Source organism: Ignatzschineria larvae DSM 13226 (genome assembly GCF_038500265.1).
GTDB lineage: Bacteria > Pseudomonadota > Gammaproteobacteria > Cardiobacteriales > Wohlfahrtiimonadaceae > Ignatzschineria > Ignatzschineria larvae.
The window spans coordinates 1877501-1901959 of sequence record NZ_CP150637.1; the positions used below are offsets into that span (position 1 = coordinate 1877501).

At 42.2% G+C, this 24459-nt stretch carries 19 protein-coding genes and 1 riboswitch (1 of these 20 running past the window's edge); of the genes, 7 read left to right on the top strand and 12 right to left on the bottom strand.

The window, feature by feature from the left end; genetic code table 11:
• A protein-coding gene (locus WMO13_RS07760; RefSeq protein ID WP_026879278.1) for a DUF808 domain-containing protein crosses the window boundary here: on the top strand, nt 1-867 show its 3' portion. The gene continues 60 nt to the left of window position 1, outside the view; 867 of the gene's 927 nt are visible here — the last part of the coding sequence; the start codon falls outside the window, past its left edge; the stop codon is at nt 865-867.
• A gap of 144 nt (nt 868-1011) precedes the next feature.
• Here WMO13_RS07760 and der read toward each other — a convergent pair whose 3' ends face one another.
• The 9 genes from der to WMO13_RS07805 all read right to left on the bottom strand — a co-directional run bounded on the left by der (nt 1012) and on the right by WMO13_RS07805 (nt 11316).
• Nucleotides 1012-2421, bottom strand: coding sequence for a ribosome biogenesis GTPase Der (gene der / locus WMO13_RS07765; protein WP_026879279.1), 1410 nt, complete (start codon nt 2419-2421; stop codon nt 1012-1014).
• Nucleotides 2422-2429: 8 nt separating this feature from the next.
• Nucleotides 2430-3572, bottom strand: coding sequence for a PQQ-binding-like beta-propeller repeat protein (locus WMO13_RS07770; RefSeq protein WP_026879280.1), 1143 nt, complete (start codon nt 3570-3572; stop codon nt 2430-2432).
• A 27-nt stretch (nt 3573-3599) separates the two neighbouring features.
• A complete protein-coding gene (locus WMO13_RS07775; protein WP_026879281.1) occupies nt 3600-4217 on the bottom strand; it encodes a YfgM family protein in 618 nt (205 codons plus the stop codon).
• A 12-nt stretch (nt 4218-4229) separates the two neighbouring features.
• A complete protein-coding gene (hisS, locus tag WMO13_RS07780; protein WP_026879282.1) occupies nt 4230-5510 on the bottom strand; it encodes a histidine--tRNA ligase in 1281 nt (426 codons plus the stop codon).
• 40 nt (nt 5511-5550) lie between these two features.
• A complete protein-coding gene (locus WMO13_RS07785) occupies nt 5551-7077 on the bottom strand; it encodes a helix-turn-helix domain-containing protein (RefSeq protein WP_026879283.1) in 1527 nt (508 codons plus the stop codon).
• Nucleotides 7078-7854, bottom strand: a complete 777-nt coding sequence (locus WMO13_RS07790) for a tetratricopeptide repeat protein (RefSeq protein WP_026879284.1) — start codon at nt 7852-7854, stop codon at nt 7078-7080. It abuts the gene before it with no gap.
• Nucleotides 7855-8083: 229 nt separating this feature from the next.
• Nucleotides 8084-9067 (bottom strand): alpha-L-glutamate ligase-like protein, encoded by a 984-nt coding sequence (locus tag WMO13_RS07795; protein ID WP_026879285.1) that lies wholly within the window; start codon nt 9065-9067, stop codon nt 8084-8086.
• A gap of 4 nt (nt 9068-9071) precedes the next feature.
• The gene (locus tag WMO13_RS07800; RefSeq protein WP_026879286.1) at nt 9072-10655 is read right to left on the bottom strand and encodes a UUP1 family membrane protein; all 1584 of its coding nucleotides are present in this window, start codon (nt 10653-10655) and stop codon (nt 9072-9074) included.
• Nucleotides 10656-10851: 196 nt separating this feature from the next.
• Nucleotides 10852-11316 (bottom strand): ATP-dependent zinc protease family protein, encoded by a 465-nt coding sequence (locus WMO13_RS07805; protein WP_051396283.1) that lies wholly within the window; start codon nt 11314-11316, stop codon nt 10852-10854.
• A 654-nt stretch (nt 11317-11970) separates the two neighbouring features.
• Here WMO13_RS07805 and WMO13_RS07810 point away from each other — a divergent pair.
• Together WMO13_RS07810 and WMO13_RS07815 are read left to right on the top strand one after the other, a co-directional pair.
• Nucleotides 11971-14259, top strand: a complete 2289-nt coding sequence (locus WMO13_RS07810; RefSeq protein WP_034855968.1) for a Tex family protein — start codon at nt 11971-11973, stop codon at nt 14257-14259.
• A gap of 218 nt (nt 14260-14477) precedes the next feature.
• Nucleotides 14478-14900, top strand: coding sequence for a DUF4878 domain-containing protein (locus tag WMO13_RS07815; RefSeq protein ID WP_026879289.1), 423 nt, complete (start codon nt 14478-14480; stop codon nt 14898-14900).
• Nucleotides 14901-14938: 38 nt separating this feature from the next.
• On the opposite strand, the gene thiC is transcribed toward WMO13_RS07815, so the two are convergent.
• On the bottom strand, nt 14939-16771 hold the full coding sequence (thiC, locus tag WMO13_RS07820) for a phosphomethylpyrimidine synthase ThiC (protein WP_084331515.1): 1833 nt from the start codon (nt 16769-16771) through the stop codon (nt 14939-14941).
• Nucleotides 16772-16997: 226 nt separating this feature from the next.
• Nucleotides 16998-17102: riboswitch (TPP riboswitch) on the bottom strand.
• A 313-nt stretch (nt 17103-17415) separates the two neighbouring features.
• Here thiC and WMO13_RS07825 point away from each other — a divergent pair.
• The 3 genes from WMO13_RS07825 to brnQ all read left to right on the top strand — a co-directional run bounded on the left by WMO13_RS07825 (nt 17416) and on the right by brnQ (nt 20416).
• Entirely contained in the window at nt 17416-17823 is a 408-nt protein-coding gene (locus WMO13_RS07825; protein WP_026879291.1) for a pyrimidine dimer DNA glycosylase/endonuclease V, read from the top strand.
• 160 nt (nt 17824-17983) lie between these two features.
• Nucleotides 17984-18856: a DMT family transporter gene (locus WMO13_RS07830; RefSeq protein ID WP_026879292.1), complete on the top strand. Its 873-nt coding sequence runs from the start codon at nt 17984-17986 to the stop codon at nt 18854-18856.
• A 204-nt stretch (nt 18857-19060) separates the two neighbouring features.
• Nucleotides 19061-20416 carry a branched-chain amino acid transport system II carrier protein gene (brnQ, locus tag WMO13_RS07835; RefSeq protein WP_026879293.1) on the top strand — a complete coding sequence of 452 codons (1356 nt, stop codon included), beginning with the start codon at nt 19061-19063 and terminating at the stop codon, nt 20414-20416.
• Nucleotides 20417-20669: 253 nt separating this feature from the next.
• On the opposite strand, the gene WMO13_RS07840 is transcribed toward brnQ, so the two are convergent.
• Both WMO13_RS07840 and WMO13_RS07845 read right to left on the bottom strand, forming a co-directional pair.
• Nucleotides 20670-22598: a hypothetical protein gene (locus WMO13_RS07840; protein ID WP_342386833.1), complete on the bottom strand. Its 1929-nt coding sequence runs from the start codon at nt 22596-22598 to the stop codon at nt 20670-20672.
• 215 nt (nt 22599-22813) lie between these two features.
• A complete protein-coding gene (locus WMO13_RS07845) occupies nt 22814-23233 on the bottom strand; it encodes a DoxX family protein (protein WP_026879295.1) in 420 nt (139 codons plus the stop codon).
• Between the two features lie 245 nt (nt 23234-23478).
• Between WMO13_RS07845 and WMO13_RS07850 the strand changes: the two genes are divergently transcribed.
• Complete coding sequence (locus tag WMO13_RS07850) at nt 23479-24423, top strand: LysR family transcriptional regulator (RefSeq protein ID WP_051396284.1); 945 nt, start codon at nt 23479-23481, stop codon at nt 24421-24423.
• Nucleotides 24424-24459: the final 36 nt, after the last annotated feature.

Here is a 24459-nt window from a genome sequence, read left to right on the forward strand (position 1 = left end):
GCCGTGATGACTAAATTATCTGCTAAACGAACAGCCGGCGTCTTAACTGATGATCTTGCTGTCAATGCTGAACAAGTTTCAGGCGTCTCGGCATCAAGGGAAATCCCTGTAGTGGCTAGTGTTGCTAAAGGCTCTTTTATTAATAAGCTTATTATTATTCCCGCAATATTAATCATTGAGCATTTTGCACCATGGCTGATGATCGCCCTACTTCTCGCAGGAGGTGCATTTCTTTGCTATGAGGGAGCTCATAAAGTAGCCCACATCTTTTCAAAAGAGAAAGCCCCATCAATGACTTCGGCAATTGAAAACCGTACTTATACAGAAGTAGAGATTCGCCAATTAGAGAAGAGTAAAATTCGAGGCGCAATTCGTACCGACTTTATTCTCTCTGCTGAAATTATGGTCATCGCCCTTAACGTCGTTGCAGAATCAACACTATTGACTCAAGTGCTTACATTGTTAGCCCTTGCGGTCATTATCACTGTAGGTGTCTATGGACTCGTAGCAGGCATTGTCAAATTAGATGATTTAGGCTTCTATCTCATGAAAAAATCCCCTTCACCAAAATCTCTATTCAATCTTCTTGGCCGGGGATTGGTCAATACAGCGCCTTACTTAATGAAAGCGCTTGGTTTTATCGGAACAATCGCGATGTTCTTAGTCGGGGGTGGTATTGTAATTGGTGAAATCCCCCAATTAATCGCTCTACAAACATCTCTAGCAATCTCTATTCCTGTGGCTTTCCTACAATCACTCTTCTCGACTCTTTTTAGTTTCATTATTGGTTTTATTGTGGGATTGATTGTCTTGGCAGTAGTTACATTCATTAGCAAAATGCGTCAATCTCCAAAAGCAGCGCACTAATACAAATGCAACATCACCATAGGATTGACCATTAGCACAACAAAAAGGGATTACATTTGATCTGTAATCCCTTCTTTAATTCTAATCAATACTAGCGTCATCAATTATTCAACACTATTGAAATATAATTGATATCTATTGTATCTATTTCTTCTTACCTTGCCCTTGCTGTTCAAGACGGCGTTTACGTTTCGCACTACCGCGAATTTCAGCAACTTTACCCGGGCGGTTAGCATAAGGATTCTCATTGGTACGATACATAATCCATACAGGAGATCCCTCAATCCCTAACTGCTCCCGATACATATTGCTCAAGTAACGAGTATAACTATCCTTCACATATTGCGTACGGTTTCCATGAATAATGATCTTCAATGGATTTTTTCCACCTTGATGTGCATAACGCAATTTGGGCGCATAACCCTTTTCCATTGGTGGTTGATGATTATGCACCGCATACTCTAGGATATTCGACAATTCATTGGTCGTAAATTCACGCATTGCCTGATCAAATACCTCAATCGAACGGCGAATCACCTGCCTTACCCCTTGCCCTTTAAGCGCTGAAATAAAGAAAGGCTCTGTAAAATCAATAAATGCAAAACGACGAGAGAAATCTTGCTGAATCCAGCTCTTCTCATCTTCTGATAGAGAATCCCACTTATTAACCGCAAGAATTAAGCCTTTACCTGCTTCTAAAACCGCCCCTAAAAGGGTTGCATCCTGATCAGATAATCCTTCTTTTGCATCAAAGACAAAGACAACCACATTCGCCTTTTCGAGTGCCTCTAAACTCTTAAGAACACTAAACTTCTCGATCATATCTGAGACACGACTACGACGACGTACCCCTGCCGTATCAATGAGGATAAATTCGCGGTCATAAGCCGTAAAAGGTATTTCAATGCTATCCCGTGTCGTTCCTGCGATTTCGGAAGCTAGAACACGATCTTCACCTAGAATTTGATTGATCAAGGTCGATTTACCCGCATTAGGACGACCAAAAACGGCTAAACGGATAATATCATCGTGAATCTCTTCTTTCTCTTCCTTTTCAGGGAAGTCGATGACTTGATAGGAACGATTGAGAAGCTCAAATAACCCCTGATTATGGGATGCTGATACAGCAACAGGTTCACCTAATCCTAGTGAATAATACTCAGCGACAATCACCTCGGGGGCAATTCCCTCCGCCTTATTCACTACGACAACAACAGGTTTTTCCATTCGACGAAGACGATCGGCAATCTCTTCATCAAATGCCGTAATACCTGCTCTTCCATCGACAATAAAATAGATAAGATCCGCTTCTTCAGTGGCAAGCCAAGCTTGTTCTGCAATTAAGTGATCCATCTGATTGTCATCACCTGACAATCCCCCCGTATCGAGAACACGATATGGTCTATCCCCTACTCTTCCATCGCCATATTGACGATCCCGCGTTAATCCCGGTTGATCTGCCACTAAAGCTTTTCGTGAACGAGTAAGAGAATTAAAAATTGTTGATTTACCAACATTTGGGCGCCCTACAAGCGCAATTAATGGTACTGACATTCTTTCCCTTAAATTGAAACTTTATACAGCGTGCCTGAATAATCTAATAGATAGACACTACCGTTAATTTCTTTAATATCTAACATAAAACCTTTAGAAGATATTTTGGTTGATCCTTGTAATACACCGCTTGCCGCATCTAACACATGAACATAGCCATCATAATCTCCCACAACAATTCTGCTGCCTACAATAACAGGCTTTGTGAGATTTCGTCCATAAAGATCATTGTTTGACCAGACTAATGAACCATCTTTTGCATCTAATGCCTCAATCGCGCTATCTCTGCTAATTGAGATCACATCTCCATTGAAATAAGCAATACCCGCATAAGTGCCCTTCCCTGCCTGCCAAAGTTTACGGCCTTGATGCGTTAATGCGGTAATACCTGTTTGATATTGCCCCACAAAAATTCGCTCAGGTGTCACAATAATCGCTGCATCGACATCTCGAAGCCCACCCATAAAACTACCATTCAGTGGTTTACTTAGGACAACGCTCCAAATCTGCTCCCCTGTTTCACCATTAATCAGTGCTAAGGTTCCCTCATCACTGGCCGCTAAAATATTATTCCCAATAAAAGTTGGTGCTGCCGCTCCTCTTACAGAGAACTCTGAGCTATTAAAAAGATAAGCCCAATCTACTTCTCCTGTTTGCAAGGCAAAGGTTTCAACAGCGCCAAAAAGTGTACGAACTACCGCAATGTGACCATTACTTACTGGTGATACTGCAGGAACCCCCATAATTTTTTGTTGCCATATAGGTTGCCCATCAGAAGCTGAAAGCCCTGCAATATGTGCATCTTGTTGCCCTACTAATAGAACACCTTGACTGTAAGTCACACCTGTATGAAGCGCTGGGACTTTATTCTCCCAAATTTTTGCGCCATTACTCATATCAATCGCCGTCACAACACCTTTCTCACCGGCGACATAGAGTGTATTCACACCATCATCTGCAATTAAAAAACGAAGAGCACTTTCTTTAGCCGTTTTACTCTTGGTTTTCGCTTCCCACACTTTAACAACTAAGTTATTAGGTATAGCACTATTCAACTCAACAGGTTGCGCAAGATTACTTTTGCCTCGTAATCCTCCAGCGCATCCAGCAATAATAATTGTAGCGATAATCGTTGTAATGATCTTCTTCATCTTCTTACAGTCCTATTGCCATCAGGCTTATTGTATATTCAGTGAGTTGAATTTAGTGAGTGCATTCTCAGGTACAACATCAGCTTTGAGCGCCTCTTCATAAGAGATTTTTGCATCTTGCACTTTACCCATGTCTAGATAAATATCGCCTTCAAGCACCTTTCTCAACCCCAAAAATTCAAGTGCTTGAATCTGCTGAAGTGATTGTAATGCATCTTCATTTTTATTTTGATCAAATTGCACTAATGCTAACCGATATTGAATCAATGAACGAACACCTTCATCATTCGTACTTTTCAACGCATCTTGCAATAATTGTTCTGCACCCGCTAAATTACCAGCATTATATGCTTTTTTCGCGACTAAAAGTGCCGAGAATACCTGATAAACACCTTCATTTTGTGCAATTAGCTGCTCACCTTTTGCAACATCAACCGGTTTTTGCGTAATCTCTGTTAAAGATCGTTCATACGTATCAAATGTTGCATTAAGTGTCTTGACAGAATTGAGTTTAAAATACTCAGCACCAGCAATTGAGGCGACAACAACGATTACCAAGAGAAGAAGGTAGCCTGCATTACGCTTGAGCCAATCAATGAGGACTTCTGCACGTTGTTCATCTGTTTCATATTGATTTAAAGCCATTGAATTAACCTTTTATGATAATAAATTATTTTGCAAATACGAAATCAAGTCAGCATGAGCAATTTCCTTTTGCTCACCACTTTCTCGAAGATCTTTGAGGATAATAACACCTTCATCTAGTTCATTATCCCCCATAATTAAAGCATATTTAGCACCTGAACGATCAGCTTTTTTCATCTGTGATTTCATACTACCGCCGCCGAGATTCGCTAAAATCGTGATAGAAGGCAGTGCTGAACGAATTTCTTCTGTTAAACGTAACCCTTCAAGTGAGGCGCGATCACCTAAGAAAACTGTCGTTACTAATGGTAAATATTCAGGCGCCACCACATCACAAGCTTGGCAAAGAAGAATTAACCGCTCCATCCCCATGCCAAAACCAATGGCCGGCGTTGCTCTTCCACCTAATTCTTCCACCATTTTATCATAACGCCCACCACCACAAACGGTACCTTGTGCCCCTAATTTTGTGGTTGTCCACTCAAATACTGTACGCGTATAGTAATCCATCCCGCGAACAATGCGGGGATTCACCACATACTCAATTCCTAGAATATCGAGCTGTTGACAGAGAAGTTCAAAATGTGTTTTTGATTCTGGTTCCAAATAATCAAGTAATTTCGGCGCTTTTGCAATCACTTCATTGAGCTCTGGGTTTTTAGAGTCTAAAATCCGAAGCGGATTAGTATAGAGACGGCGTTTACAATCTTCATCTAAGATATCTTGATATTGTTCAAAATAGGTAATCAATTTTTCCCGATAGACTTTACGACTCTCTGTCGTCCCCATCGAATTGATCTCTAATTTTACCTCATTTTCAATCCCTAAACGTTTCCAAAAACGCGCCAACATTGCGAGCATCTCAGCGTCTGCATCCGGGGTTTCAATACCAAACACTTCTACATCGGCTTGATGAAATTGACGATAACGCCCTTTTTGTGGTCGCTCATAACGGAAAGCAGGCCCGATTTGCCATAGCTTTTGTACTTGATTATAGAAAAGCCCATGTTGAATACCAGCACGAACGATACTTGCAGTCATTTCGGGGCGAAGAGAGAGGCTAATTTGGTCATTTTGATCAGGAAAGGTATACATCTCTTTTTCGACAATATCTGTCACTTCCCCGATTGAACGAGTGAAAAGACGGGTCTCTTCCATCATAGGGGTACGAATTTCAGTGTAACCATACTCAGAAAAAAGCGTGCGAAGATGCCCCTCGATCATTTGCCAATAGCCAATTTCGCTTGGTAGACAATCGTGCATTCCCCGCACCGCATTAATTTTTTGACTCATCTTTCTATTTCCTACTCTTATTTTTATTGCTTATTATTACTTATTGGTACTGTGCTGAATTTAGTGAAAATCGAACCGACGCCACCTCATCAGTAAATGGTTTATAATAATACTCCGGAATTGCTGTTCCGTTAACTGTTATTTTATCTATCACTGCAGGGTTTCCTAAATAGATATCATATACGCCATCGCCTTCAAGTTGATATTGCTCGCCTGGCGCCATCACTCGACTCGTTACTGTCCGCCCACTCATATCGGTAATATCTAACGTGGTAATATCGTCTGCTACAATATTCACCTTCACTTTTTGAGGTAATTTATGCTGTAATGCTTCAACTGTTTTCTCAGATAATTCAAGATTTGTGATCAATTTTTGTAACTCTAAATTCATTAATTCTACGGTGATCTCACTCACCGCTTCATCTGCCACCTCATCCCGTATTGCATCTTCTTGTATTTTGATCGACTCAGTAATCGAGGCTAATTCTTCTTCTGCCTTCTCTAATTGAAACTGCGTTACTAGTTGATCAAGCGCCGGATAGAAACCACTTTCCCGATCAAAAAAAGAGACTCTACGATTAAATCGCTCTATTAGTGATGCCGTAATAGCAGGATCTACAGCAACACCATAATAAACCTTATTTGGCTCACTATAAGGATATAGAATATGATGATTCGGCGCGGTAAATTCACGAATCTCTGATTGAGCGCCTAAATCCATGACAGGTAAAGAGGCTCCCGAAAGAAGCCTATTATAATGCGCTAACGATTGCCCTAAAGCATTAAACCGGCCGGTACCTGTTTTCTTGTCTTGCCTTGAGAATGATTCTTGTTGCCCACGTTGTCTTTCGGGACCATAACCTAACTGAGTCTGTAATTGACTAGATATTTCGGACTTTCCCACCGAAGTATCTCGGTCCTCCTCTTGCCAAGCATCTGCAATAGAGTCAATACGTGCACTGATCTCATGTTGATAAGATTTATCGGCAATCATCTTTTGCGCTTGCTCGTTCTCTACAGCGTCAATCAGTAAATTCTCAAAGCTTACATTATCTTGATTAGATGAAATCCCATATTCTAGCTCGATAGAAGGAAATCGCTCATTCAGAAGGGAGACATTCTCCTTAGTATCTAAAGCTCGCATCTCTTTAAAAAGCGCAGGGATCATCCCATTTTGATAGAGATAAGCAAAAATCGCGATTAGCACTAAAACAAAAATCAGGTAATATTTGAAATGATTAGAACGTTTTTTCTCTTCAGCTTCCTGTTTTACTTTTGCCGAATTATGATAACCGTAGTTTTTCGTATCTAATGTTTCGGTTAATCGACTCATTTCTACTTCAAAATTCTCATCTAACAGCCCTAAGAATTTCGCATATTTCCGTAAATAGTTTTTGACGTAGAGTAATGCACCAATTTCTTGATAGTTCCCTGATTCTATTGCAGTCACCAATGAGGGGCGCAACGATAAAACTCGCGAAACCTCTTCAATGCTTAGGGACTTCTCTAATCGAGCAGCTTTTAAAACTTCACCCAATTGTTGTGCAATATTAACACTTTCCTTCACTTATAAATCCTCATCAAACTGTGTTCTAAGCACATATTGATATTTATTAATTTCATCCTGATGTTGCAACGCATCACTAATTTTTAGCCCTAATTGCGCACTTTCGCGACTATAACCATGAAGATCATTAAATCGATCGATCGCTTCTCGGGCTTTCATATAGTTGTGTTGCCGATAAAGTATATCCGCAAAATAGAGATAAGTTAAGGCATAATCTGGATCTAATATAATGGCCTTTTCTGCAACTTGTTGTCCATTTTGCAAATAATCCTCCTTAATATAACATTTCAATAATGCAGTATATAGTCGAGATTCAATCTTTCTTCTATTCTCTATCATTACTATTGCCTTAACTTCTAATTCAATAGCTTGAGAAATACCATCGCTACCTGATTTATAACACATCAACTGACTATAATTAATCACTGCGATATCGTAATTAGGATCAAGTTTAATGGCCTCTAAAAAGTATTCACTGCCTTTTGTCACTCGCCCTTTACGTTCATAAAGTACCCCCATAGCATTATAACCCTCAGAAAACGCAGGGCGCTGTTGTAAAATAGCCTGCAACTTCTCTTCAGCTGCATCATAATGCGCCGTATCGATATAATGTAAGCTCAACTCATAATGCTTCTGCTCCGCCTCAGACAACTCTGCAAGTGTAACTGGTACTTGGGAATCATTCGATAGTGAAGCGCATCCGACCATTAACAGCAGTAGTAAGCTTCCCATTAATCCCCGTAATAGTTCCCCTCGATATCCCATCAACATCATCATTCTCCTCTCCTATTGATTATTGTCACTCAATTATTTCAATTAGATTCTCTCTAATGAACTATAGGTTAATAACCGCAATAATAGGAATGAGCGCCGAGCATCGTAAAAGCCTTTCCCACAAAAAAGCGATTGAAAGCCCCCCTCAATCGCTTTTGTTAATGACTTATGAGTTAAACTAGATCAAGTACTTCTTTAATAAGTTAGCCACTTCTAGTTATTCTCTTTTCAACTACTCACTTTGGCTACCAAAATGTTGCTGCGAGAATGCCATCCGCTCTAAAACCGACTCAGCGGGCTTTCCTGCTTTTTTAAGCTCCGCTAAATGCGCTTCAACCGCTCTAGCTCTCGCTGCTAATCCGGCATTATTAGCAATTTGAATATTGAGACCTGGACGCGCATTAATCTCTAGTACCAACGGTCCTTTCTCTTCATCAAGAACCATATCCACACCAATATAGCCTAGTTGACTCAACTCATAACAACTCGTGGCAAGCTCTAAAAAGCCATCCCAATTAGGCAATAAAACATTACTCACGTGGTTATTGGTATCAGGGTGGCGCTGAATAATCTCATTGAGCCATGTTCCTTCTAGCGTCTTCCCTGTTTTGAGATCAACGCCGACACCGATCGCGCCTTGATGCAGGTTCGCCTTACCATTCGATTGTCTAGTCGGCAATCTGAGCATTGCCATTACGGGATAGCCCATCAATACAATAACCCGAATATCCGGCACACCCTCATAACTAATGCTACTGAAGATTGGATCAGAATTGACCTTATACTCAATCAACGCTCTATCTCGGTTTCCCCCTAAAGAGTAGAGCCCTGTAAGGGTGCTTGAGATCTGATACTCAATCTCATCAAGGGTGACTAAACGTCCTGAAACGGTTTTGTAACGGCGATCATCAAATTTATCACCAATCACTAAGATCCCATCCCCCCCGGCACCTTGCGCCGGCTTAATGACAAATTGTGTATGCCCTTTGAGAATTTTGGGAAGATCCTTAATGTCTCGCTCAGTTTCAATCACACCATACATCTCCGGCACATTAATCCCGGCAGCAATCGCCCGTTCTTTGGTAATAATCTTGTCATCTACATAAGGGTAGAATTTACGGTTGTTGTATTTGAGCACAAAATCGCCATTACGCTCATTGATCCCCATTACTCCCCGTTTTCGCAGCGCTCGCCACCGTTTAATCATCGTAAACATGGGCTTATTTCTCCTCTTTGAGCATCGCTTTAAATCGTTTGAGTTCTGTTAAACGATAACCACGATAACGCCCCATCATCAGCATAAAAGCCGCAAGAATGAGTAAAATGCCGGGGAATGTAAAGACAAAGTAGACAAACTCCGGGATATCCATCAAGAGATAAGCAAGTGATGCGGCTACTAATGTCCCAATACTAATTTTAAGAACATTGCCGGCACCGCGCTCTTCCCAGGTAATCGAAAGTCGCTCAATCGTCATCGTTAAAATCACCATTGGGAATAGACCAATCGCTAATCCTTGAGAGAAGCCCATCTTATTACTAAAAATACTTAATGTGGCAATCATCAAAATAACAAAGGTCAACACAACCGAGAGTCGAGAGAGCATCTGTAACTTTAGATGCTCAAGATAGGAGCGTACGAGTAACCCCATCGCGATAATGATGGAGAAGAAGATAATCCCAAAGCCCAATCCTGTTTCTCTAAAGGCAAGTGCGATCAGTACCGGTGTAAAGGTACCAAGGGTTTGAATTCCGACGACGTTACGCACCAATAAAATAACTAACACCCCAAAAGGAATCATCATCATTAATTCATAACCAAACTGCGCCGAAATGGGCAAGCTGTAGAGCGAGTAGGCTAAGAACTCAGAGCTCTCGGCATTATTTGCTTGTGCAAGACTAATAGCGGTTAATTCTTTATCCGTAATACTAAATGAGACTTTAGCTTTAGATCCGTTCGTAACTTCTAATAGCGGATTATCCCCAATCCACCAGATCATCGCATTTTTAGGTAACCCAATCGCCCCATTTTCAAGATTGAAATAGTACCATTTACCGGTCGTTACATTCTTGTTGGTCTCTTTATCTTTACTCGATGTTTCGATATAGCTTCGTAGCCAAATTTCAGGCTGTTGATTGACGCTTGGCTTTAGCTCAATGGTATTCACCCGTTGCACAGGAATATGTGCTTGAGACAAGAGAAGCTCCACAACGGCATAACGATTTTTGACCGAATCATCACCTTTGAGTAGTAGCGCCGCATTACTATTATCCGGATCATTCACCCGTTGAATCGCTTCACTGATAAAACTCATTGTATTGGACGATGTGGCTCGAATATCCTTCACTAAAGCATCAGCTGCTAACTGCTCAGCCCCTTCAATAGGAATAGGTTCCCGATAAATTGGCCCCTTTTTCGCCTCAGTTTTATCGCTTCCACCAAAATTAGGCGAGAGCGCTAAGCGATAGTAAATGGTCTCTTGTCCTTTGGTACGGCGAACTGAGTAATGGGCTACTTTATTCCCATACTCATCTTCTTCAAAGGTTTGGCCATACTGTTTATCTGCAATCAGCGACTCACTATAAGGGCTATATTGATTATAGTCTGTCGGCAGATAGAACTGCACAGAGACAGCGCTTTCACGGGGTACGTCATAAGTGATTTTGGCATCGATCGTCCAGAGATTTTCTACCTCACGATCGGTAAATGGAATTTGTAATACATAACGCTCATACACAATCGAGCCGATCCCGATTGCTAATAGCAAAAATATTAAAACTTTTAAATGTAAATTAACGGAACGCACGAGCTACTTTCCTTGTATGGTAATGTGGATCTATTTGCATTGAATAGCATAGTGCAATACAGAGCGGCATAATCACAACGTCACTGTGTAACACAAGCATTAATGCAATGTCTGACTTATACATATTACGTATAAATTAAATTACGTATAAATTAATATTCATTATTGAGTAAAATTATGAAGTGAATAAAGGTATTTATTGGCCACAAGCAGGATCAGCGGTATATTCTCTGCCGGCATCCACGAGCGCTTTATATTGCCGTAATGCTTTAGCACCTAATAAGAGCGGATAATTAAAGTGATCTCGATTCGTTAAATTCACATCGATCGTCTTCCATTGACCTGCAAGACAGACTTTCATCTTCACAACCGGACGCTTAGATGCGACGATATCATCCTGATCTTCGCCCTCTTCTACCCGAGGTTTAATTTTGGAAATTTTCTCTAAAGGTAATTCAAGCGTTGCTAAGCGCACCTCATCGATCACCGGCGTAAAACGCACCCAATCATCATCCCCTTTTTTAAAATACTCGATATCAGAGGCATTGAGCGATGCAGTATAAGCACCGGTATCAAGCTTTGCTTTAATTTGAGTATTCCCTAACTCATCGATTGTCACGTGTTCATAACGTCCTAAAATAGGTTGATCTTCTTGACTCATCTTCGCTGATTTACCGTAACTTATCATCGGAAGTAATGACAATATTATTGTGCCAACAAATAGTATCCGCTTAAAAGACACTAATATTAATAATCTATTGTTTATGTTCATATTCTCGATATTCTCGTTTATGTCTTATCAGATACTGTACCCACAGTATTTCTCTTACTTATTAATGATCATCACACTTAGAATAATCTGCGTAATACAGTAGCAAATAATCGTGATCATTATCGATAGAATCTCTTTATTAAACTCACCGTTTCTGTTTACTTCTTTTTCATATTCAATTTCATATTCAGTTTCATATTCAGTTTTATCGCTGATTGTCACACCTTTGATATCTCAATATGTTATTGACTTTACATCAGCGTGACATTTTATCACACTTATAAATGTCCACAAAAAGATCAATCATTCAACTGATTAACAAGATTCGGATGCGCGATTAAACCTCTGATATATTCAAAAACTGATTCTATTACCGCTTTTTTCTAAGAAAAAATAGAGAACTCCCCGATCAGGATAAAAAATGGGTATAATTAGCCCTTTATTGTAGATCTAATATTAGCTCTAACACTCTATTTCAATAAATATTCCAATAACGAATAAGGACTCTCTTCTATGTCTATCGATATCGCTATTGAAGCAGATATGCAAGCGCATCAAAAAGCGCTCCCTAACATTATCGCTCAAGATATTAATGCTTCGGCTTCCCAAGTCGAATCCGCCATTAAACTCCTAGATGAGGGGGCGACAGTCCCCTTTATAGCCCGTTACCGAAAAGAGGTTACCGGCGGCCTCGATGATACACAGCTTAGGCTGCTAGAAGAGCGATTGAGCTATCTTCGGGAACTCAATGAGCGCCGCATCACCATCCTCAAATCGATCGCCGAGCAAGAGAAGCTCACTGACACATTACGCGCCCAAATTAATGGTGTGACGACTAAAACAGAATTAGAGGATCTCTATCTTCCTTACCGCCCTAAACGCCGGACGCGGGCACAAATCGCCATTGAAGCCGGAATAGAACCATTAGCCGATCTTCTCTTTGTAGATCAGCCATCAGAGAGTATCGAAACGTTAGCCACACAATATCTCAATCCTGAGATGCAATTTAATGAAGTCAAAGAGGTACTTGACGGCGCACGCTTTATTCTCATTGAACGGATCTCAGAAAATGCCCAGTTACTCGGAAAACTTCGACAATATCTCTGGGACTTTGCAGAGATCCATTCAACTGTTCAAGAGGGGAAAGAGGAAGCCGGCAGTAATTATAAAGATTACTTCCAATTCCAAGAGAAAATTAACAAAATCCCATCTCACAGAGCGCTCGCGCTCCTTCGTGGCCGTAATGAAGATATGCTTACGCTTGAGCTTAAGCTCCCTGAAGAGCTTCTCGATGCACCCCTTGAGATGATTCGTAGTACTTTGGGATTGAATAACCCTCACGATTGGCTCAAAGATACCATTCGTCTTAGCTGGCGTGCGAAACTCAATCTCTCCCTCTCATTAGAGCTCATCAATCAACTCAAAGAAGCGGCGGAAACAGAAGCGATTAAGGTCTTTGCACGCAATCTTAAAGATCTCCTCCTCGCCTCACCGGCCGGCGAAAAAACGATTCTCGGTATCGATCCCGGCATTCGTACCGGTTGTAAAATTGCGGTTGTTGATCGTACCGGTAAATTGCTCGATACTGCGACGATCTATCCTCATCAACCTCGAAATGAGTGGGATAAATCGCTCCATACCTTGGCGCAATTAGTGGATAAATATCAACCTGAATTGGTCTCTATCGGCAATGGTACTGCTTCTCGAGAAACGGATAAGTTAGTGGCAGATCTTTGCAAACAATATCCTAAGCTCAATCGTGTTGTCACTAGTGAAGCGGGGGCTTCAGTCTACTCCGCTTCAGCTTTAGCGGCGAAAGAGTTTCCTGAATTAGATGTTTCCCTTCGTGGTGCGGTATCGATTGCGCGCCGTCTGCAAGATCCCCTTGCTGAACTCGTTAAAATTGAACCTAAAGCCATTGGCGTAGGTCAATATCAGCACGATGTCAATCAAGTACAACTCGGTAAAATGCTCGAAGCTGTGGTTGAGGATTGTGTGAATGCTGTCGGGGTTGATGCAAACACCGCCTCAAGTGCACTCCTAGCTCAAGTCTCTGGCCTTAATGCTACGACTGCGCAAAATATCGTAGATTATCGGGATGAAAATGGGGCTTTTGCGAACCGTAATGCGCTCAAAAAAGTGCCACGTTTAGGGCCTAAAACCTTTGAACAAGCGGCAGGATTCCTACGTATTCGCGGCGATAACCCCCTTGATATCTCGGCGGTGCATCCTGAAGCTTATCCTGTAGTAGAACGGATTTTACAAAAAACAGGGAAGCCTCTCTCTGAGATTATGGGCAATAGCGCCTTTATCAAAACGCTTAAACCCCAAGATTATACCTGTGAGCAGTTCGGTATCCCGACAGTGAAGGATATCTTAGATGAGCTCGAGAAACCGGGTCGTGATCCTCGTCCTGAATTTATTACTGCCTCCTTTAGAGAAGATGTTGCTGAGATTGAAGACCTAAAACCAGGAATGCAGTTAGAGGGTGTTGTCACAAATGTGGCAAACTTCGGTGCTTTCGTAGATATCGGCGTTCATCAAGACGGTTTAGTGCATATTAGTGCCCTAGCCGATCGCTTTGTGAAAGATCCTTATGAAGTCGTTAAAGTCGGCGATATCGTGAAAGTGAAAGTATTAGAAGTGGATGTTCCACGCCGACGAATTGCCCTAACAATGCGGATGAACGATCCTATTGGAGAAAATGTAACAGACGGCAATAAAGGCTTTGCGCCGGCATCACAAAAGCAGAAGCGCTCAATGAATCAAACACAAAAGAGTGCGCCAAGTAATAATCCTTTTGCCGATGCACTCAAAGGATTCAAAAAGTAGATCCGTCGCCCATTTTGCCCATCAAAAGAGTCGCGCATAAGCAATCACGCTAATACAAACCATCACTGCAACTAAGATATTACTAAGATATTGCTTGCAGTAGGGTTTGTATTAGAATGCTCTTTTGCGCTATTAATAAATAGCCTCTAAAATAGAATAAATAGAAGAAATAGAATTCAATCTGCTATTCAATCAGCCATTAAACGTAAAGGTATGCTATGCGTCATAAATTTCGTACACTCACTTTGGGATTACTCCTCTGTATTGCAGGATGTACTCAACCCCATTCGCCAGAAGAGAGTGTGCAACGATTTTATGAATCTTTGGCTAATCCTAATTATCCGGAGCTAATCGCGCTCTTTAATCTGAATGATCTGAATCAAGAGCCCCGCTCCGAAGCGGTACTCTACGAAATTTTGACCATTATTTTTGAAGATTTAGCCCTCAACATTAATGCGAAAGGGGGTATCGAAAAAATCGAATTTCAAAATGCCACCTTCAATCAAGATAAAACAGCAGCAACCGTCGATTACACACTCTTCTTTCGTAACAAGACGACACAAAGTGATCGGCTTGCACTTGTCAAAGATCACACCGGCTATTGGCAATTACAATTAATGCCGGCAAAAAGCGCAAATTAATGCGCAATTTGCCGACTGATACCCCACTTATAACCTCATTAGCGATAAATCTGACTCTCATTCGCACGGAATTCTGCTGATTTCTCCTGCATTCCGGCAATGATCTTCTGAGCTTCCCCTGATTGTGCTCCCCCTGATTGTGCTTGTGCTACCGTACGAATATCTTGTGAAATCCGCATTGAACAGAATTTAGGACCACACATCGAGCAGAAATGAGCTACTTTTGCGCCCTCTTGTGGCAGGGTTTCATCGTGATAATCTCGTGCTAACTCTGGATCTAAGCCGAGGTTAAATTGATCTAACCACCGAAATTCAAAGCGCGCTTTGGAGAGTGCATCATCCCGTTTTTGCGCATTTGGATGCCCTTTTGCAAGGTCCGCTGCGTGCGCCGCTAATTTATAAGTAACCACGCCGGTACGGACATCTTCCCGATTAGGTAAGCCTAAATGCTCCTTCGGCGTCACATAACAGAGCATCGCCGTACCATACCAAGCGATCTGTGCGGCTCCAATCGCTGACGTGATATGATCATATCCCGGTGCGATATCAGTCGTCAGTGGCCCAAGTGTATAGAAAGGCGCATCGTGGCAATATCGCTCCTGCATCTCCATATTCTCTTTGATCTTATTCATCGGTACGTGCCCGGGGCCTTCGATCATCGTCTGGACATCATACTCCCACGCAATTTCTGTCAACTCCCCTAAGGTCTTAAGCTCAGCAAATTGTGCTTCATCATTGGCATCGGCAATCGACCCTGGTCGTAAGCCATCCCCCAACGAGAAAGCGATATCATACTGCTGCATAATCTCGCAAATTTCTCGAAAATGGGTATAGATGAAATTCTCTTTGTGATGCGCAAGGCACCACTGTGCCATAATAGAACCGCCTCGAGAGACAATCCCCGTTACTCGATTCGCCGTTAGCGGAATGTAGCGCAGTAAAACACCGGCATGAATTGTGAAGTAATCCACGCCCTGCTCTGCTTGCTCAATTAAGGTATCGCGAAACACTTCCCACGTCAGATCTTCGGCAATGCCATTGACCTTTTCAAGAGCTTGGTAAATGGGAACGGTGCCGATCGGAACCGGCGAATTGCGGATAATCCATTCGCGTGTTTTATGGATATCTTTCCCAGTTGAGAGATCCATCACATTATCCGCGCCCCAACGAGTGGCCCACGTCATCTTCTCCACTTCCTCTTCGATATTAGAAGTGATCGCCGAGTTCCCGATATTGGCATTAATCTTCACCTGGAAATTTTTACCAATAATCATCGGCTCGGCTTCAGGATGATTAATATTCGAGGGGATAATCGCTCGGCCGGCCGCTACTTCATCCCGTACAAACGCCGGTGTCATTCCTTCACGAATCGCGATAAATTCCATCTCCGGCGTAATCAGCCCTTTACGGGCATAATGCATCTGCGTCACATTCATTCCCGGCTTTGCCCGAAGAGGCTCCCGCTTTAATCCCGGGAAAGCGCCCTCTTGAATACGAGGATCATCTTCCCGTTTATAGCCATCATCTCGCGCACTTTTGATGCGTCCCTCATACGTCTCCACATCGCCACGCTCTATGACCCAAGCTCTTTTAAGTGCCGGAAGCCCTTTCGTCAGATCCACTTGGTAATCTTGATCCGAATAAGGGCCACTCGTGTCATAGACTAAAAATGGGGGATTTTTCTCAATCACTTCTCCTTTGGATCCTAAAGTATCTGAGAGGGTAATCTCGCGAAAGGGTACTCGAATATCCGGCCTAGAACCTTCAATATAGACCTTTCGGCTATTGGGGAATTGCTGTTGAAATTTTTGTTGAAATGGTTGCGATATTGGTTGCGCTAACGATTGTTCGGGTTGAAATGTATCTGCCATTAAATTGCTCCTATGATAATAAAAGAAGACAAGATTTGGGCTAGCAAGCGTCTATTGCAGGGATAATAATGGGATGTTTCACATAAAACGTCTCTATGATTAGAGCGCATTACAATCTGATAGCGTGACGGATCGATCTTATTAATCGATCTTTATTCATCAATCTTTATTGATCGATCATCGCTTTGAGATAATGATTCAACAGAATCAAAATAGAATAGATACTCATTATATCGCCTTACTTTCCTACGCTGGTATTAGCCAGATCAGGTCCAAAGGGTTTAAGCACAATGCTAATCTCAGCTCGATTTGAGCTCCCCTAGTGTGAATAAAGAGAAGAAGATCCGATTAAAGTCGTTTTCAATGAACTGTTAATGGATCATTGTTAATAGAATCATTGTTAATAAATTTTTAACCGCTCTTCACTTGCATTTGAATGTAGCCTGTTTTCCTTGAGAAAGCAAAAGTTCTTCCCGCTTCCGCGTAATCTCATTGCCACTAAAATTAGTAACACATTTATATTATTGGGATTATTATCTTCTCTTTCCTTTGTGGTTCTTCTATTTACACCCCTTATTCGCGATCCTTATTCAAGCTTGTTACAATGCTCTTCTCTCTTTTGAACTATTGATCAATCACTCGCTATGACTCGAATTAATATCATTCCTCCTGAAGAACTGTGTGATCAACATCTCCTAGCCGAACATCGGGAATTGACTCGTATCCCCAATGATATCGCGAAACGGCAAGGCAAAGTCCCGCTCTCAAACGCGCCGGGTTACCATTTAGGAACCGGGCACGTGACCTTTTTCCGGGATAAATTGCGTTTTTTAAAAGATCGTTATGACGCACTGCATCAAGAATGCCTAAAAAGAGGATTTAATGTGCTCTATAAATGGCCGGAAGATGTAGCAGAATATCTTCATCTCTGGAATGATTATGAAGTCACAGCGCAAGATCGTGCGATCAATATGGCGCGTATTATTGAAAGAATGCCGGAAAAACCCCGTTACACACCGCATCAAACAGATCACTCAGAAACAGAAAAATAGCGCTCTCTAGGGAGAACGGCTGGCTATCACTAGAATAATTCGGCAGATGAGTATCATAAAATCATCTCCAAGGCTAGAAGCGTCCTATAGAAAGGCGTACACTATTTGCTCATAAGATAAAAACAGTGACCGCTCCATCATTCTCAGGGATAGAATCTCTATGCGAAATACGCTTCTTCTTGGTATCTTCTTTGTAGTGCTCTCTCAAGTGGCTTTTGCGCTCATGGATAGCTCTATCAAATGGTTAAGTAACGATATCTCAACCGCAACGATCATCTTCTTTCGAAACCTCATCACCCTAATGTGGGTTCTACCGGCATTCTATCTCTCCGGCGAAATGCGCCACTCAATTGCAAGGCTTCCGCTACACGCCATTCGCTCGCTCTCAGGGCAGATCGGGATGATCCTCATCTTTGTCTCACTAAAAGTATTACCGCTTTCAGATGCCACAGTGCTCCGCTCCCTCACTCCGCTCTTCGTTCCTATTTTGGCGTTTATCTGGCTCAAAGAGAAGCTCAGTTGGGTGCTAATTCCGAGCTTCCTCCTCGCTCTAGCCGGCGTTTGGATGTTAGCCGATGTAGATAAGCCCCATTTCTCTCTCCTCTCTCTACTGCCTATTGTTGCCGGAATCTTTGTGGCAATGGCAATGGTGGCGATTAAGCGGGTCAGTAAAGTGGCAAAAGGTGCAGAGATTGTCTTCTACTTCTCTCTCACCGGCATTATCTCGGCGCTCGGTTTAGCGCTCTTTACTGAATTTACCCTCCCTACATCGCCGGCGATTTGGGGGATTGTGCTCTTAATGGGAATCTTTGGCTCCCTTGGTCAAGTGTGGGTTACGAAAGCAAACTCCTTGACAGATGCGTCAATCTTAGCGCCTTTCTACTATCTCAATGCCGTTTTTGGTGCGCTCATCTCCCATTTTTTCTGGAATGAAACACTCGGCTTCTGGGGCTGGCTCGGCGCCACTTTAGTGATATTGGGCGGATTATTACTCGTCATCACTCAACAGAGACGATCAAAACAATCGCTTTAAACCCATAGCGACAATTAATAGAGAAAATAGATATCAAAAAGCGAATATAGAATAAATAATTATTCAAAAAGTAAACACTCATTTTATTATTCACTGATTTTGCAATATGATAGCGCCTCTTTGAGGGATTTTATTGCCACAAATGGCAACCTTTTCAAATGACAACATTTTATTTTCATTCACCTTTAACCTTATGAGATTCAGATGAAGAAACAACTATCACTCTCAGCATATATCACTATCGGCTCGATGTTATTCGGGCTCTTCTTTGGTGCCGGGAACCTTATCTTCCCCGTTCATATGGGGCAAGAAGCCGGTGCTTCTATCTCATTAGCAACCATTGGTTTTATCCTTACCGGCGTAGGGCTTCCTTTCCTCGGCGTTGTGGCGATTGGCTTTTCTAAAAGTAATGGTCTCTATGACCTTGCAAGTCGGGTTACCCCGCTCTATGGCCTCTTCTTTACCATTGTGCTCTATCTAACGATCGGCCCTTTCTTTGCACTTCCTAGAACGGCAACAGTCTCTTTTGAAATTGGCTTAACACCATTTTTGAGCGAAGATCAATATACGATTGCACTCCTCATCTTTACAGTTCTCTTCTTTCTATTAGCGTGGATTCTTTCCCTCAATCCTAGCAATATTATGATGTGGATCGGAAAAGTGTTAAATCCGCTCTTTTTGGTCTTCTTAGCCTTTCTCATTATTAGCGCTTTTATCTATCCTATGGGAGATGTTGAAACGCTTCCGATTCAGCCGGCTTATACGCATAATGCGCTCTTTAAAGGCTTTACCGAGGGCTATAACACAATGGATGTATTAGCCTCTTTGGCCTTTGGGATTATTGTCGTCAATACCATCAAAAACTTAGGTGTAACGAACCCGACCGATATCGCCAAAGATACCTTTAAATCCGGTATTATTAGCCTTATTTTAATGAGTGTTATTTACGGTTGCCTCGCTTATATTGGGGCCACGAGCCTCAATCAATTCCCGCTCTCTGATAATGGCGGAATTGCCCTTGCGCAGATTGCAACCCACTATTTTGGTGCGTATGGGGCAATGCTCTTAGCGATTATTATCACGATTGCCTGTCTGAAAACCGCTATCGGTCTTATTACAAGTTGTGCCGAGATGTTTACCGAGCTCTTCCCGAAGATCTCTTATCGTCAATTTGTTCATATTTTTAGTATTATCAGTATGCTCATTGCCAATGTGGGTTTAACCGCGATTATCAGTATCTCCATTCCGGTATTGATGTTTCTCTATCCATTAGCCATCACTTTGGTATTCCTCGCTTTTCTCTCACCGCTATTTCATCATCAGAAAATTGTGTATCAATGCACCATCGGCATTACCTTTATTGTCGCAGTACTTGAAGGGTTAAAAGCCTCTTCCGAGATGATTAGCCAAAACCCTGTGGTTTGGACGATTACCTCAACAGTGGACGGGATTCTTCCGCTCTCTGATGTGAGTATGGGTTGGATTTTACCGGCGATTGTCGGCTTAATCATTGGTTGGGCATTGAGCTTTAAAACCCGTAGCAAGGCGGAAGCGGTCTAATCAATCATCAGTTGCAAGATGCCGGATAGAACGGCTTTCTTGCCTCGATTAGCTGATGTGCCGGCATTTCAATAATACCTATTTTGACCCGATATCACTCTAGATATCACTCTATATAAAAAGCCCACTGAACCTGATATTCAGTGGGCTTTACTCTATCCGTGCAAATATGCGAAAACTGATTTGTGCTCTATTTTTTACGTGATTATTCTCACTTTACTCTTCTTGTTCTACTAGTTCTCATTCTGAGATTCTAATTATAGTAGAGTGATTCATAGATCGGGAATTGCTCTAAAAATCCGGCAAGTATACCTGACATAAAGATTGAGCTCCCGGTAAAGAGCAACGTGCTCATAATGCTCGTACTCGGATCAGCCCCATAATCTAAAGAGAGATAGAGAAATTGATCATTCGCACTCAATTGCAGACCGACCCGAGAAGATTGTGCAAAATCGAATTGATCCGCTCTTGGCATCCGATTCACATCAAATTCAACGCCTAAAACATCCGCACTATTTTGTAAAAACTGTAGATAGTTGTAATACCAATTACGATCACCATTTTTAATATTCATCGTACCGGCAAAGAGCAGCTCTTGGGGATTAATCCCTTGTGAACGCTCTAACCATTTACCAAACTTCTCATTGCCTAATCGATCCTCTTCCATCACCATCTGTGGCAAGCGATTTATTCGAATATAATCCCCCTCTTCAGTCCAATAGAAGTGCCAATTGAGATCAAGCGCTCGTACGCCGTAGATATTCGCTACATATTCATTAATGAAAGGATAGAACGTAAGCGGTGTTAAATCCTCTTTCGGATCTTGACTAATCTTATCGACAAGCAGGGGAATCAGAGGATTTTGCATCACTAAATGGTGCATTTGACCCTTTTGATCATATTGCACTAAGCCCGCTTCCTTTTGCGTATTTAACCATTGATAAAACTGTTTTTTATCCCGTAAACCAATAATCGCGTGTGGCCCTAGATCATCATAATAGAACGTCATCGTGGGCCCAAGCGCATTCAGCAGTGGCATTGGATCAAATCCAAGATCCGTAGAAAGTTTCGCCTGTATATTTTGATAGAGCGCTTTGGCTTCCGTTTGGAAATCCGCTACCACAGCTTCATCCACTAAATAGGCCGGCATTTGACTTGCAAATGAAGTATAGAGCGCTTTTTCCACCATTGCTTGTGTTGGAATCGGTAGAATCACAGCGCCGAGCGGGGCTTCTACTGTCTCAAAGTTAAAGTCATTTTTGCGCTTAGGATCGAGCGCCAACAGGGTATTCATATTCCCTTTGACGATGATCTTCATCTGCCCTTGTCCCACTTCATTCGTTCCCTCGCCGAGTGCAACGCCCTCAATCTGCTGTAAGAGTTCCATTACCGCCATATTTCCAATAGGTGCTGATAAAACCCCGGCTTTATTACGAAGATCGAGCCACAAGAAGTTACTCTGCCCCGTTAAATCAATCTGATTTTCAAAGGTATACATCTCGTGTTCCCGTTGATGTGTGAGTTTTGTAATCTGCGTTTGCATCGCCTCCCAACTAATAGGCGCAACCCCCACCATCACAAAGAGTCGCTGTTCCTCGGCATCAAAATAGAAACTTGCCTGTTCATAGGTGCCAAAGCCCTGATCATCTAATTGCAAAAGGTCAGGATTAATGGGATTATCCGCCAATATCTGATTCAATTTTGCCACCGAATCAATTGCCATCGGCACAATAATCAGCCCTTGCGACATTGCCGAGATCGAATGCCCTTTATCAACGACCATCGCCTCAATCGGACCATTGAGATCGCGATAGAGCCAAGTGGCAATATAGTGAATCATCTCTTGATTATATTGATCTAATGAGAAACCGATCTTCTCTAATTGCGCTGTCAATAACGCTTGATCACTCAGTACCGCCCGAAATGATTCTAATGCTTTCACGCTCTCCCGATGTTGTAGCGCTTGATCATTGGTACGATTTTTGGCACTAAAAAAATGCACAACCGGTTGTGCAACTCGCAGATACGCCACCGCATTATCCGGCAATTTATCCCGAAGATAGGCATATTGCCCTACCGATTGATCAATCTTCGGCGGTTTTACTTTCGATTTTTCGGCATAGCTCACATTCGCGGTGATTAAACCCACTAAGGTTAAACAGGTCGCCATTGAGGTCATCATGGCAGGCAGACACTTTCTCAAAATCACTTTTAATTTCATACGGATAATCTCTCACAGAACAATCGTGAGAAGAGCATAGCATATTGCCTATTCTCCTCTCTAAAAATTTGGGCTTCGCGGCATTTAGATCATAAAAAAGGATAATCATCCCGAAAGATCATTATCCTTTACATCATCCATTTCATTCTCTTTATCTATGGCTTATTTGGTATAGCCTATTTCCGTTCAAGCCAAGCATCAATACTCCACGCGCCGGCACCTTGTACCATTAGGTAGATAAAGCCCCCGGCAATGGCGATATTTTTCATAAATGAGGTTTCATCTCCTGTACCGCCGTGGAAAATCACTGCCGTTAAGATATTAAATACAATCATAAAGAGCGCTACAAATCGTGTTTGAAAGCCCACTAAAATTGCCAATCCTCCACCTAACTCTAATAAAATCACGAGCCATAAAAGTCCGCCGGGCAAGCCTTTTGATTCCATATAGCCAAGCGTTCCGGCATAACCGGCAATTTTGCCCCAACCGGCAATAATAAAGAGGTATGCCATCAATGCTCGACCGGCTAACAGTAGCATTGATTGAAAGACTTGAGGGGATACCCAATTTTTGATCCATACATTCGGGTTTAACATTTTTCTCTCCTTAGAAAATAAGTGAATCGTAAGATATGTCCATAATATTTATTCGTAATATTACTGAGTACTTTTGCCCTCTCTCACTATTAAATAGATGATTGCTGTCAGGTCATCACACTCACTAAAAATAACTAAGCGCTATCATAAGGAAAAGCAAAGCGTGCTAATATAGCCCAATAGAAAATCATTATTGCCTGAAAAGCAATAATCCTCTGACCCAATTGCTGATTTCGAGAGAATCTATGCCTGCCCATACTTTCAAAAAAATTGATCTCGAAGATATTCAAGTCTTCTGCCTGACCGCTGAATGCCAAAGTTTTACTGAAGCCTCTATTCTGATTGGCACAACGCCATCGGCCATTAGTAAAGCCATTGCTCGCCTTGAGAAAAAGCTCTCTCTGAAGCTCTTTGAACGCTCTACGCGCGCAATGCGGTTGACAGAAGAGGGGGCTAGTTATTATGCGGTGTGTAAAGAAGCCCTTGCGGATATTCAGGATATTGAAAATCAATTAGCAATGGACGGCAAACCTCGCGGAACGCTCCGTATTAGTGCGCCGGATAGTTATGGAATGACCGTCCTCATCCCGCAAATTGCCCCATTTATTGAAGCGCATCGACAAGCCCTGAAAGTAGAAATTGCCCTCGGTAATCACTTTGTCAATTTCACCCGCGAATCTGTCGATATTGCCGTTAGAATTGGGGAATTAGAGGAAGCGCGCGTAGTTGCGAAATATCTTCACACTGCCCAATTTAAATTGGTCGCCTCACCAGATTACATTGCGCAATTTGGCACACCACAAACCATTGCCGATCTTCAGCAACATCAATGTATCGGAATTCACTTCCCTGATCGAGGCTCCGTTATTCCTTGGGAATTTGGGGAAAAGAGCGAGCGATTCCCGCTACAATTTGCCATCACTCACAGTCACTCAATGGGGGCACTCGCCCACGCTGTTGCCGGTCTTGGCATTGTCAGATTACTCGATTATTCAGTACAAGCAGACATAGAGAAAGGCAACGTTATCGAAATTCTCCCCGGCACTGCACCGCCGGCAATGAAAGTACACCTTGTCTATCCTAGCAGTCGTTATATCCCGGCGAAAACCCGTCTCTTTATCGACTATTTTATGGACTCCATTCTTCCGAATGTGGCAAAACAGAATCGGGATATTGATTATTTTATTTAATCGAGCATTAGATTGAATGTAGAACGACTAAGACAA